Genomic DNA, 12076 nt, shown 5'->3' with positions numbered 1-12076 from the left:
GCAACTGGCGCAGTCCAGGCGAGGGCAGCCACGCAAGGGCCGCCTCGTCGCGCTGGCTGCGTCCCCCTGCCCGCATGGCGCAGCCATGCGAGAGCGGGGGGAAGGCGCGAAGCGACTCAGGGGGGTGGTCATTTCAATGCGCCAGGTGCAGGCCGCACTCGCGGTTGTCTTCGCCCTTGGTCGGGTCCACGTAGTCGAAGTTGTTGGGCAGGCCGTGCTTGACGCAGTATTCGTGCAGGTCTTTGGACGACCAATGCAGCAGCGGTGCGACCTTGATCAGGCCATCGGGGTTGATGCTGACGGGGTCCATCTGTGCGCGCACGGCGGTGTCGGTGGCGCGCAGGGCGGTGAACCAGACTTGCGGTGCGGTCTCGCGCAGGGCGCGGGCAAAGGGCTCGAGCTTCACCTCGGCGGTGAAGGCCGCATGGCGTGGGTCGTCGAGCGCGGGCGTTGCGCCGTCCACCGCCTCGCGGTGCGCGCGCGAGCGGCGTGGCAGGTAGATCTTGAGGTTCAGCCCCAGCTGTTTGGTCACCTCGTCGGCGAAGCGGTAGGTGGCTTCAGTGTTGTAGCCGTTGTCCATCCAGACCACGGGAACCTGGGGGTTGACGCGCGTCACCAGGTGCAGGATCACGGCCTCGAACGGGCGAAAATTGGTGGTGACGATGGTGGGCTGGCCCAGGCCCACGGCCCACTCCACCAGGGCCGACGCATCGCGGCCCCAGCGGGCATTGACCTGCGCCAGGTCGAGCTCGCGCACCGCGCTCATGCCGCCTCCCGTGCGAAGAGCGGGCGCGGCTCCAACGCATCGCCCTGGTAGAAGGCGCTGTAGCGCGCAAACTGGCGCTCGGCGGCCGCCAGGTTCTGGCCCTCGGCCAGCACGGCGCTCGTGAAGCCGCTGCGCGCCATCTGCACCAGCTGGTCGATCAGCACATCGCCCGTGGCGCGGAGGTCGCCCGCAAAGCCATGGCGGCGGCGCAGCAGCACGGCCTGGCTGAACGCGCGGCCGTCGGTGAACTTGGGAAAGTGCAACTCGATGCGCTCCACGCCCTGCAGCGCGCCGCTGGCGACGATGTCGGTCAGCTCGGCGTCGTTGGCGATCTGCAAGGTTTTTTCGGTTTCAGCGCTTGTGGGTAAAGCGCTGGCAGCTATTATTTTCATAGTGATCTGGATTTATTCGGTGATGGCTTCTTCTTGCGCCTGCTTGGGGTGGCGCGCGCCGTTGGCGGCGTCCTTGAACGGGTCGTGGCCGATGCGGCGCAGCGCATCAATGAAGAACTCGCCAGGCTTGCGCAGTGCGCGGAAGGTGGTGAGCACGGCCTCGATCACGTCGGGCACTTCCGAGGCGGTGAACGAGGGGCCGACCACCTTGCCCGCCAGGGCCGGGCCAGACAGGCGCGTGCCGTCGGCACCGCCCAGCGTGATCTGGTACCACTCCTTGCCGTCCTTGTCGACCCCGAGGATGCCGATGTGCCCGCTGTGGTGGTGCCCGCAGCTGTTGATGCAGCCGCTCATGTGCAGGTCGATGGGTCCCAGGTCGAAGACTTCGTCGAGGTCCTGGTAGCGCTCGGTGATGGCCGCGGCAATGGGCAGGCTGCGCGCATTGGCCAGCGAGCAGAAGTCGCCGCCCGGGCAGGCGATCATGTCGGTCAGCAGGCCGATGTTGGGCTGGGCCAGGCCCAGCTTGCGCGCGGCTTCGTACAGGGCGGGCAGGTCGCTTTCGAACACCCAGGGCAGCAGCAGGTTCTGCTTGTGCGTCAGGCGCGCCTCGCCCGCGCTGAACTGGTCGGCCAGCTGTGCCAGCGCGCCCATCGTGTCGGCGTCGGCATCGCCGGGTGCAAAGCCCACGCGCTTGAACGACAGCGTCACGGCGCGCATGCCGGGCAGGCGGTGGCCGGTGACGTTTTGCTGCAGCCAGCGCTGGTAGAGCTGGCCGTCGGTCTTGACGCTGCTGGGCAGGTTGGCGGGTTTCAACTCGGGAACCACAAAGTTGGCCTGCACGCGGTCCAGTTCGGCCTGGGTGATGGTGTGCGGGGCGCCGTCCTGCTCCACGATGGCCTTGTACTCGGCCTCCACTGCGTCGATGAATTGCTGGCCCTCGGCCTTCACCAGGATCTTGATACGCGCCTTCCACTTGTTGTCGCGGCGGCCGTAGCCGTTGTAGACGCGGATCACGGCCTCGATGTAGTTGAGCAGCTGGTTCCAGGGCAGAAACTCGCGCACTACGGCGCCGATGATGGGCGTGCGGCCCATGCCACCGCCCACCTTGACGGTAAAGCCCACTTCGCCCGCACTGTTCTTGAGCGCCTGCACGCCGATGTCGTACCAGCCGGTGGCGGCGCGGTCTTCGGCAGAGCCGTTGAACGCGATCTTGAACTTGCGCGGCAGGAAGGCGAACTCGGGGTGCAGCGTGCTCCACTGGCGTGCGATCTCGGCGAAGGGGCGCGTATCGACGATGCCGTCCTCCGCAATACCTTCATACGCCTCGGTGGTGATGTTGCGGATGGTGTTGCCGCTGGTCTGGATGCCATGCATGCCCACGCTGGCGAGCAGGTCCATCACGTCGGCGGCCTTGGTGATGGGGATCCAGTTGAACTGCACGTTGGTGCGCGTGGTGAAGTGCCCGTAGCCGTATTGGAGCGGCGCTGCGTGCAGTGTCAGGCCGGGCTGGGCGGCCTGCAGTTCGTCCTGCGTGGCCTGGGCATGGGCCAGCAGCTCGGGTGTGGGCTTGTCGTAGTCACGGGCGATGCGGGCCAGCATGCGCAGTTGCGTGCTGCTGATTTCGCCGTAGGGCACGGCAATGCGGGCCATGGGGGCGTAGCGCTGGATGTACCAGCCGTTTTGCAGGCGCAGCGGCAAAAGCTGTTCGTCGGTCAGTTCGCCGCGCTGCCAGCGGTCGAGCTGGTCGCGGAACTGCTGGGCGCGCAGTTGGACGAATTGCTTGTCGAATTGGGTGTATTGGTACATGGGGCAATGAGCCTCTTAAATCAAAACGAGTTTGGCGCCCGCCCAGGCGAGCAGCACGGAAAGGGCCGAGCGGATCAGGCGCTCGGGGGTGCGGGAAACCAGGCGCGAGCCCAGCCAGATGCCGGGCAGCGAACCGGCCAGCAGTTGCAGCAGCAGCGGCCAATCAACCGAGCCCAGCGAAGCGTGGCCCAGGCCGGCCACCAGCGTCAGCGGCACGGCGTAGGCAATATCGGCCGCAATGATGCGCGGCAGCGGCAGGTGCGGAAACACCAGCAGCAGCACGGTGACGCCAATGGCCCCCGCGCCCACCGAGGTGAAGGTGACCAGCATTCCGATCACCGCGCCCAGCAGCACCGGCAGGCTCCAGTGGCGTGGCTCGGCGGCGTTGGCCGCATTGGCGCGGCGGGCAGCCACCTCGGCAGCCTGGTGTTGTGGCGAAAACGCCAGCACCTTGTAGGCCGTGGCAGCGGCCGTGAGCAGCAGGGCAATGCCCAGCGTGCTCGTCATGAGGTGCTGGGCCTGTTCGGTGGCTGGCCCCATGCGGTGCAGCAGCCACAGCGCAGCCAGTGCCGCCGGAATGCTGCCCGCGCACAGCAGGCCCACCACGCGCCAGGGCACCAGGCGCTGGCGCGCCATGCTCACGGTGCCGCCCATCTTGGTGAAAGCCGCAAACAGCAGGTCGGTGCCAATGGCCAGGTGGGGCTTGACGCCAAAGAAGAAGATGAGTATGGGCGTCATGAGCGAGCCGCCGCCCACACCGGTCAAGCCCACAATCAGCCCAACGGCAAAGCCCGCAAAAACAAACGCCAAATCATGCATGGCTGCGAATGTAGAGGCCCGGCTTATGAAAACAAACGATTGTTTCGTGCTGCCCTTATGCGAATAAGCTTATGCACGAGCTGTGGCGCGGGTTGCGCGGGGTTTGGTGGGGTTTTGTGCCTTGTTCTTTTGCGGCCCAGGCAAGCCGCTACCGTGCAAGCGCCACCCGCTGAACTGGTGGCGTCCCGCTTTCCGCGCGCAGCGCGAAGAAAGGCGGAAAGGCGCGAAACGCCACGGGAGGTTATTTCTCCAGCCGCGCCGTGCCCATGGCGCGCGCCAGACGCGCATCCAGTGGCAGCGGCTCGGCATTCACCAGCGCGGCCAGCAGTTCGCCGCACAGCACGGCCCGCGTGAGCCCGCGCGCGCCCATGGCGGTGCAGACCCACAGGCCGGGCAGGGACTGGGCATCGACAGGGCCGACGATGGGCAGGCGGTCGGTTGCGGTGCAGCGCACGCTGGCCCAGGCGCGCACTGCGGCACTATCCGAGGGCGATGTGCTGGCAAACGCCGCCTGCAGCGTGGGCGCCGCGTTGGGCAGCAATTCCTGCAAGCGCCGCCAGTTGGTGGCATGGGCAGCCGCCACTTCGGCGGAGGTGAGCGGCAAGGCGTCCACGTCCCGTTCAAAGGTGGAACCCATGTGCCAGGCAAGGCCCGCGTCTCGCTGAACATGGGCGACCAGGCCGCCATTTCCGTTGACCGGAAAAGGGGGCAGGGCAGCAGCCCCCGTGTCTTGCCGACCCCACGACAACTGACCGCGCACAGACTGCAGTGGCAGGGTGGGTGCTGATGAGGCTGCAAGCAACGCATTGCAGGCCGGGCCTGCGGTCAGCACCACGCATTCAGCCTCGGCAATGGTGTGGCCGTGGTCATCCAGTGCCTGCCATATCCCGGTGGCGGCGCTGTCCCCGGTGGTGGCGCTGTTGGTCGCCGGGCTGCGCTGCAGCCGCGCTACCGATTTGCGGGGGCACCAAGCGATGCCAGGCTGCGCCAGCAATGCGCGGACTAGGCGCGCGGGTTGCACCCAGCCCGCTTTCGCATGCCAGCAGGCGGGGGTGTCTTGCGCCAGCCCGGCGGCTTGCAGGGTGGGCGCGCTGGCTGCCTGGCTCCAGTCGGCACCAGGGCTTTGTTCCCAGCCTGCGGGCAGGCCCAGGTTCTGCTCGGTCCGGCGCTCCAGCACGCCGCAAGGATTCCAGTCCACGCCATCCTGCAACAACGCCTTCGACTGTTGCAGCATGGCGCGCACGCCGCTGCGCGATACGCGCGAGAAAACGTTGTCGTCCGGGGAGAGATGCGGGGCGAACAGACCCACCGGCAGTCCGGAGGCCCCCGCCGCCGGTGCATCGCCCATGTCCAGCACCTGCACCTGCCAGCCGCGCCGCGCCAGGCTGGCTGCCGTGGCGGCGCCCGCCAGACCTGCGCCGATCACCAGGCAGCGGGCCGGTGCAGCGTGCACGGGGCGGGTAGGGGAGGTGCGCGAAGTGCGTGGCTCCCACCGAGGATCGAAGGTGGCTTGCAGGTTGTCGCGCTTGGGCGGCACGCCCGGCACCTTCTCTACATTGAAGCCGCATTGCGTGAGCGCATCGCGCACTGCGCGCGCAATGGTCCAGGTGGCCAGGCGCGTGCCCCGGCGGCAGCAGCGCGCCACGGCCTTGAGCGTGTGCAGGTTCCACAGTTTTGGATTGCGCTGCGGGCTGAATCCGTCCAGATAGACCGAATCCACGGTCCATTCCTGCTGGCGCAGCACCGTTTGGGCGTCGCCAATGCACAGTGTCAACATCACGCGCCCGGCATCAAAGGTGAGGCGGTGCACGCCCGGCAACAGCCCCCAGAACTGGTCGTGCAATTCCTGGGCCAGCGGCGCAAGTTCCGGGTGGGCCGAGGCAGCGCGCAGCAGGTCAGCGGCACTGACGGGCCAGGCCTCTGTCGAGATGAAGTGCAGCAGGCGGGGGCGCTGCGCATCGGTCCGCCACGCCGCCCAGGTGACCAGAAAATTCAGCCCGAAGCCGAACCCGGTTTCGAGAATGCGCCATTGGGCCTGTCCGGCCCATGCCGCAGGCAGGCCGCAGCCGTGCAGGAAAACCTGGTGCGCCTGATCCAGCCCACCGTTTTCACTGTGATAACGGTCGCCGAAGCGGGGGCTGTACGGGGTGCCGTCCGGGAGCCAGTCAATGGGTTCGGACATGAGGAGCGATGAAAAAAGACGCGGGTCCGCGGTGGCTTGCAGGCCGAGGCCTGACCGGCACCGTCAACCGATTACCGTTGTGAATGAAACAGCTTATTGCTGCACTGGACCGCATTACGCGCTGGGCGGCACGTAGCCTGCAGCGGCGTGTGCGCCACCGCCAAAGAAATGGTTTTGACGAACCCACTTTTTGCAGCGCTGCACTGCGTTACGCGCTGGGCGGGACGTATCCCGCTGCGGCGTCTGCGCCGCCACCAAAAAAGTGGTTTTCCATCTGTCGGGCGAGGTATTGGCGGGCGCGGGCGTCGGCCAGGTTCAGGCGGTTTTCATTGACCAGCATGGTCTGGTGCTTGATCCAGTCCGCCCACGCCTGCTTGCTCACGTTTTCCCAGATGCGTTTACCCAGTTCGCCAGGGTAGGGAGGAAAGTCGAGACCTTCGGCTTCCTTGCCGAGCTTGATGCATTGAACGGTGCGTGCCATGGGATTTCCTTGTGTGATGTGCGAGCAAAAGGGTTGCTCAGATGATTTGGGTATAAAGAACTGAAATCTTAGTCGTTCCAGTTTTGAAGATGGCCTTCCAGAATGCGTTTCATCGGTGTTTTGCACCGCAACCCATTCATAAAAGAGGCTTTCAATGAACTTTCGCCGCAACTTTATCAAGTTTCCCTTCGCCGTCGCCCTGGCTGGCAGTTTGGCCCTGACAGCATTGCCGTCGTTTGCACAGTCTGTGACGCTGCTCAATGTGTCATACGACCCCACCCGGGAGTTGTATGTGGAATTCAACCAGGCCTTTGCCAAATATTGGAAGGGCAAGACCGGCCAGGACGTGACCATCAAGCAAAGCCACGGCGGCTCGGGCAAGCAGGCGCGCTCCATCATCGACGGGCTGGACGCCGATGTGGCCACCCTGGCGCTGGCGGGCGACACCGATGCGCTGCACAACAATGGCGGCTGGGTTCCGAAAGACTGGCAAAAGCGTCTGCCGCACAACAGCTCGCCCTACACCTCCACCATCGTGCTGGTGGTGCGCCAGGGCAACCCAAAGGGCATTAAGGACTGGGATGACCTGGTGCGCGCCGATGTGAAAGTGATCACCCCCAACCCCAAGACTTCGGGCGGTGCGCGCTGGAACTACCTTGCGGCGTGGGAATTCGCCAAGCGCAAGTTCGGCAGCGATGCACAGGCCAAGGATTTTGTTGCCGAGCTGTACGGCAACGTGCCCGTGCTCGACACCGGCGCGCGCGGCTCCACCATTACCTTTGCACAGCGCAACCAGGGCGACGTGCTGATCGCCTGGGAAAACGAGGCCTACCTGCTCGAAAAGGAATTTGGCACCAAGTTCGATGTGATTGCGCCCTCGATTTCCATCCTCGCCGAGCCTGCCGTCACGGTGGTGGACAAGAACGTGGACAAGAAGGGCACGCGCGCCGTGGCCGAGGAGTACCTGAAGTTCCTCTACACCGAAGAGGGCCAGGACATCGCCGGCAAGAATTTCTACCGTCCGGCCGTGTCCGATAAGGCCAAGGCCAAGTACGCCAAACAGTTCCCCAAGCTGAACCTGTTCACTATTGATGCCGCTTTTGGTGGCTGGAACAAGGCGGCCAAGGACCACTTTGCGGACAACGCGAGCTTCGACCAGATCTATTCGCGCAAGTAAGCCGCCGCCCCATGACTCCCCGGTCGGCCTGGCCGCAGGTGCCACGGCTGGGCACGGCGCTGTGGTGCGAACGAGTTGAGGATATTAAGCGAAAAAGGCCTTTAGCCCTTGTCGGTAAAGCGGTAGAAGCTATAAAAATAATAGCAATTCGTAGCGCTGATCAATGGCTGCGCGCAAAACGCCTCTGCATCCAGTTGCTTCGTATTAAACGGCCAAGTCCGTAACGCGGCCGGGCGCGCGAGGCGCCGCTCAGAGTTTCATACCTGGCGGGTTGGCTGGTGGGTGCGGGGGGGCAAAGAGGTCCCAGCTGGCGATGAACAAGGCGGCAATCGCCGGGCCGATGACAAAACCGGTCAGCCCGAACATGGCCATGCCGCCCAGCGTGGAAATCAGCACCACGTAGTCCGGCATCTTGGTGTCCTTGCCTACGAGTATGGGCCGCAGGACGTTGTCCACGAGTCCGATCACGCCAACGCCATACAGCGTGAGCACCACGCTCTGCCACACGGCGCCGGTGGCCAGAAAGTAGAGTGCCACCGGCCCCCACACCAGTCCGGCGCCCACTGCGGGCAGCAGCGACAAAAACGCCATGGCCACACCCCAGAGTACGGGGCCCTGAATGCCCAGAATCCAGAAAATCAGGCCCCCCAGCGCACCCTGTGAGGCCGCCACCACGATGTTGCCCTTGACGGTCGCGCGGATGACGGTGGTGAACTTGCTGGACAGCTGGTGCTTGTGTTCTTGGGCCAGGGGGATCGCGTTTCCGATGCGTGTTGCCAGCGCCGCGCCGTCGCGCAGCAAAAAGAACAGCAGGTACAGCATGATGCCAAAGCTCACCACGAACTCCAGGGTGTTTTGCCCAATGTTCAGCGCCTTGGTGGCCACAAACTGGCTGGCCTGCACCGCCACAGACGAAAGCTTTTGCTGCAACTCGTCCAGGGTTGTGAGGTGAAAGCGGTCCAGCAGGCCGGCGGCCCAGGCCGGCAGGGCGGCAATGATCTGCTGCAGATACTGGCCAAAGTTCAGCTCGCCTGATTTCATGCGGTCGTAGATGCCTGTGGCTTCCTGTGCCAGGGACAGCATGATCAGGGTCATGGGCAAAATGACGATCAGCATGCACAGCGCCAAAGTGGCAAGGGCCGCGCGGTTGGGGCTGCGTGGCATGCGGCGCAGCAGCCTGCGGTGCAGGGGCGCAAACAGGATGGCCAGCACCAGTCCCCAGAACACCGCGCCATGAAACTGCCAAAGGATGGCCCCGAAGGCGACTGTGACCAGCGTCAAGAGAATCAGGAACACGCGGTTCTGAAAGGGTGAGGGTGGCATGGAGGTGCAGTGGCAGTGGAATGCCCGGACTGTACGCGAGTGAATGGCCTCCAACCCGCTGCGGTGTCTGCGGGTGGGTAACCCCGGGGGGCGCCGGCTGGAGCGTCTGACGGTTCGATGGCACAATACCGCTCGTACAAAGGCCCTTCCCCAGCCACAGTCGCATCCGCAAATCGGTCCAGCCGTGTCGCGGAAGGTTTCTCAACCAGCTAATGCTTCCCCAAGGGAAGCGGAGGTCAGCGGAATATGAGCGATACGACATCCGTCTATCAAGCCTACCAAGGCAACACCTACCTCTTCGGCGGCAATGCGCCCTATGTCGAAGAGATGTATGAAAACTATCTTGCCAACCCTGGCAGCGTGCCCGATACGTGGCGCGATTATTTTGATGCGTTGCAGCATGTTCCCGCTGTCGACGGATCCAATGCCAAGGACGTTCCGCACCTTCCCGTGATCAATGCCTTTGCCGAGCGCGCAAAGCAAGGCGGCACCAAGGTGGTGGTTGCCAGCAACGATGCCGAGATGGGCCGCAAGCGCACCGCCGTGCAGCAGCTGATTGCCGCCTACCGCAACGTGGGCCAGCGCTGGGCCGATCTGGACCCCCTCAAGCGCACCGAGCGCCCCGCCATTCCCGAGCTGGAGCCCTCGTTTTACGACTTCACTGATGCAGACCAGGAAACGGTCTTCAATATCAGCAACACCTTCTTCGGCAAGGACACCATGTCCCTGCGCGAGTTGCTCAATGCACTGCGTGAAACCTACTGCGGCACCCTCGGTGCCGAGTTCATGTACACCAGTGACCAGGCGCAAAAGCGCTGGTGGCAGCAAAAGCTGGAAAGCATTCGCAGCAAGCCCCAGTTCAATGCCGACAAGAAACGCCAGATCCTTGACCGCCTGACGGCCGCCGAAGGCCTGGAGCGCTTTCTGCACACCAAGTACGTTGGCCAAAAGCGCTTCTCGCTGGAAGGCGGTGAGAGTTTCATCGCCGCGATGGACGAGTTGATCCAGTCGGCCGGCGCCAAGGGCGTGCAGGAAATCGTCATCGGCATGGCCCACCGCGGCCGCCTGAACGTGCTGGTGAACTCGCTGGGCAAGATGCCCAAGGATCTGTTTGCCGAATTCGACCACACGGCGCCTGAAGACCTGCCCGCCGGTGATGTGAAGTACCACCAGGGTTTCAGCTCTGACGTGTCCACTGCGGGCGGCCCAGTGCATTTGTCGCTGGCCTTCAATCCCTCGCACCTTGAAATCGTGAACCCGGTGGTGGAAGGCTCGGTGCGCGCCCGCATGGACCGCCGTGACGACCCCAAGGGCAGCCAGGTGCTGCCGGTGCTGGTGCATGGCGATGCGGCCTTTGGTGGCCAGGGCGTCAACCAGGAAACCCTGGCGCTGGCCCAGACCCGTGGCTACACCACGGGCGGCACGGTGCACATCATCATCAACAACCAGATCGGCTTCACCACATCGGATCCGCGCGACATGCGCTCCACCGTGTATTGCACCGACATCGTGAAGATGGTCGAAGCCCCGGTGCTGCACGTCAACGGTGACGATCCCGAAGCCGTCGTGCTGGCCACGCAACTGGCGCTGGAATTCCGCATGGAGTTCCGCCAGGACGTGGTGGTGGACATCACCTGTTTCCGCAAGCTGGGCCACAACGAGCAGGACACCCCCATGCTCACGCAGCCTCTGATGTACAAGAAGATCGCCGCCCACCCCGGCACGCGCAAGCTGTACGCCGACAAGCTGGCCGCGCAAGGCCTGGGCGAAACGCTGGGCGACGACATGGTCAAGGCCTACCGTGCCGCCATGGATGCCGGCAAGCACACGGTTGATCCTGTGCTGACCAACTTCAAGAGCAAGTACGCCGTGGACTGGAGCCCGTTCCTGGGCAAGAAGTGGACCGACGCTGGCGACACCGCGATCCCGCTGACCGAATGGAAGCGCCTGTCCGAGAAGCTCACTACCATTCCCGAAACCGTCACGCCGCACCAGCTCGTCAAGAAGGTCTATGACGACCGCGCTGCCATGGGCCGTGGCGACACTCCCGTGGACTGGGGCATGGGTGAGCACATGGCTTTTGCGTCGCTGGTGGCCAGCGGCTACCCGGTGCGTCTGTCGGGCGAGGACTGCGGCCGTGGCACGTTTACGCACCGCCATGCCGTGATTCACGACCAGAAACGCGAGAAGTGGGACACCGGAACCTACGTGCCGCTGCAGAACGTTGCAGAAAACCAGGCGCCGTTCGTCGTGATCGACTCCATCCTGTCCGAAGAAGCCGTGCTGGGCTTCGAGTATGGCTATGCGGGCTCCGACCCCAACACACTCGTCATCTGGGAAGCCCAGTTTGGCGATTTCGCCAACGGCGCGCAGGTGGTCATCGACCAGTTCATCGCCTCCGGTGAGGTGAAGTGGGGCCGTGCCAATGGCCTGACGCTCATGCTGCCTCACGGCTACGAAGGCCAGGGCCCAGAGCACAGCTCTGCCCGCCTGGAGCGCTTCATGCAGCTGGCGGCAGATGCCAACATGCAGATCGTCCAGCCCACCACGGCCAGCCAGATCTTCCATGTGCTGCGCCGCCAGATGGTGCGTGACCTGCGCAAGCCGCTGATCATCTTCACGCCCAAGTCGCTGCTGCGCAACAAGGATGCCACCTCGCCACTGTCCGAGTTCACCAAGGGCAACTTCCAGACGGTGATTCCCGAGCAGAACGAGGCCATCGACAAGAAGGCCGACAAGGTCAAGCGCGTGATTGCCTGCTCTGGCAAGGTCTATTACGACCTGGTGAAGAAGCGCACCGAGAACGAGGCCAACGACGTGGCGATCATCCGCGTCGAGCAGGTCTATCCGTTCCCGCACAAGGCGTTTGCCGCCGCGATCAAGAAGTACCCCAACGCCGTGGACATCGTCTGGTGCCAGGATGAGCCGCAAAACCAGGGCGCATGGTTCTTCATCCAGCACAACATCCACGAAAACATGCTCGAAGGCCAGAAGCTGGGCTACTCCGGCCGCGCGGCGTCTGCTTCGCCTGCCGTGGGTTATTCGCACCTGCACCAGGAACAGCAAAAGGCGCTGGTGGACGGCGCGTTTGCCAAGCTCAAGGGTTTTGTCCTGACCAAGTAAGGCCGGC

At 64.2% G+C, this 12076-nt stretch carries 9 protein-coding genes and 1 pseudogene; 2 read left to right on the top strand and 8 right to left on the bottom strand.

All coding sequences use genetic code 11. The features are described 5' to 3' along the window. Positions 1 to 133: 133 nt before the first annotated feature. The 7 genes and pseudogenes from B7Y64_RS09530 to B7Y64_RS09500 all read right to left on the bottom strand — a co-directional run bounded on the left by B7Y64_RS09530 (position 134) and on the right by B7Y64_RS09500 (position 6446). Positions 134 to 766, bottom strand: coding sequence for a phosphoadenosine phosphosulfate reductase family protein (locus tag B7Y64_RS09530; RefSeq protein WP_291324635.1), 633 nt, complete (start codon positions 764 to 766; stop codon positions 134 to 136). After that, positions 763 to 1158 (bottom strand): DUF934 domain-containing protein, encoded by a 396-nt coding sequence (locus B7Y64_RS09525; RefSeq protein WP_111868143.1) that lies wholly within the window; start codon positions 1156 to 1158, stop codon positions 763 to 765. Before B7Y64_RS09525 ends, B7Y64_RS09530 begins: the two co-directional genes overlap by 4 nt. A gap of 12 nt (positions 1159 to 1170) precedes the next feature. After that, positions 1171 to 2964 carry a nitrite/sulfite reductase gene (locus tag B7Y64_RS09520; protein WP_291324634.1) on the bottom strand — a complete coding sequence of 598 codons (1794 nt, stop codon included), beginning with the start codon at positions 2962 to 2964 and terminating at the stop codon, positions 1171 to 1173. A 15-nt stretch (positions 2965 to 2979) separates the two neighbouring features. Beyond that, positions 2980 to 3783 carry a sulfite exporter TauE/SafE family protein gene (locus tag B7Y64_RS09515; RefSeq protein ID WP_291324633.1) on the bottom strand — a complete coding sequence of 268 codons (804 nt, stop codon included), beginning with the start codon at positions 3781 to 3783 and terminating at the stop codon, positions 2980 to 2982. A 241-nt stretch (positions 3784 to 4024) separates the two neighbouring features. Next, positions 4025 to 5965 (bottom strand): FAD-dependent 5-carboxymethylaminomethyl-2-thiouridine(34) oxidoreductase MnmC, encoded by a 1941-nt coding sequence (gene mnmC / locus B7Y64_RS09510; protein WP_291324632.1) that lies wholly within the window; start codon positions 5963 to 5965, stop codon positions 4025 to 4027. 114 nt (positions 5966 to 6079) lie between these two features. Further along, positions 6080 to 6145 (bottom strand): annotated as a pseudogene (locus tag B7Y64_RS09505) (oxidative damage protection protein); the annotation flags it as partial. A 28-nt stretch (positions 6146 to 6173) separates the two neighbouring features. Next, positions 6174 to 6446, bottom strand: a complete 273-nt coding sequence (locus B7Y64_RS09500) for an oxidative damage protection protein (protein ID WP_005799545.1) — start codon at positions 6444 to 6446, stop codon at positions 6174 to 6176. Between the two features lie 154 nt (positions 6447 to 6600). Between B7Y64_RS09500 and B7Y64_RS09495 the strand changes: the two genes are divergently transcribed. Next, a complete protein-coding gene (locus tag B7Y64_RS09495; RefSeq protein ID WP_024815257.1) occupies positions 6601 to 7623 on the top strand; it encodes a sulfate ABC transporter substrate-binding protein in 1023 nt (340 codons plus the stop codon). Between the two features lie 249 nt (positions 7624 to 7872). Here B7Y64_RS09495 and B7Y64_RS09490 read toward each other — a convergent pair whose 3' ends face one another. Then, complete coding sequence (locus B7Y64_RS09490; RefSeq protein ID WP_291324631.1) at positions 7873 to 8946, bottom strand: AI-2E family transporter; 1074 nt, start codon at positions 8944 to 8946, stop codon at positions 7873 to 7875. Positions 8947 to 9192: 246 nt separating this feature from the next. On the opposite strand from B7Y64_RS09490, the gene B7Y64_RS09485 reads away from it, so the two are divergent. Further along, positions 9193 to 12069 (top strand): 2-oxoglutarate dehydrogenase E1 component, encoded by a 2877-nt coding sequence (locus B7Y64_RS09485; protein WP_291324630.1) that lies wholly within the window; start codon positions 9193 to 9195, stop codon positions 12067 to 12069. Positions 12070 to 12076 lie beyond the last annotated feature (7 nt).

The organism is Acidovorax sp. 35-64-16, from assembly GCF_002281195.1.
Classification (GTDB): Bacteria; Pseudomonadota; Gammaproteobacteria; order Burkholderiales; family Burkholderiaceae_C; genus Acidovorax; species Acidovorax defluvii.
The sequence above is the reverse complement of the archived record's forward strand: the minus strand, read 5'-3'. Positions and strand labels throughout refer to the sequence as shown.

Bases quoted from the DNA above. Each gene is read 5' to 3' on its own strand.
- B7Y64_RS09530 (WP_291324635.1), bottom strand. From the start codon at position 766: ATGAGCGCGGTGCGCGAGCTCGACCTGGCGCAGGTCAATGCCCGCTGG.
- B7Y64_RS09525 (WP_111868143.1), bottom strand. From the start codon at position 1,158: ATGAAAATAATAGCTGCCAGCGCTTTACCCACAAGCGCTGAAACCGAA.
- B7Y64_RS09520 (WP_291324634.1), bottom strand. From the start codon at position 2,964: ATGTACCAATACACCCAATTCGACAAGCAATTCGTCCAACTGCGCGCC.
- B7Y64_RS09515 (WP_291324633.1), bottom strand. From the start codon at position 3,783: ATGCATGATTTGGCGTTTGTTTTTGCGGGCTTTGCCGTTGGGCTGATT.
- mnmC (WP_291324632.1), bottom strand. From the start codon at position 5,965: ATGTCCGAACCCATTGACTGGCTCCCGGACGGCACCCCGTACAGCCCC.
- B7Y64_RS09500 (WP_005799545.1), bottom strand. From the start codon at position 6,446: ATGGCACGCACCGTTCAATGCATCAAGCTCGGCAAGGAAGCCGAAGGT.
- B7Y64_RS09495 (WP_024815257.1), top strand. From the start codon at position 6,601: ATGAACTTTCGCCGCAACTTTATCAAGTTTCCCTTCGCCGTCGCCCTG.
- B7Y64_RS09490 (WP_291324631.1), bottom strand. From the start codon at position 8,946: ATGCCACCCTCACCCTTTCAGAACCGCGTGTTCCTGATTCTCTTGACG.
- B7Y64_RS09485 (WP_291324630.1), top strand. From the start codon at position 9,193: ATGAGCGATACGACATCCGTCTATCAAGCCTACCAAGGCAACACCTAC.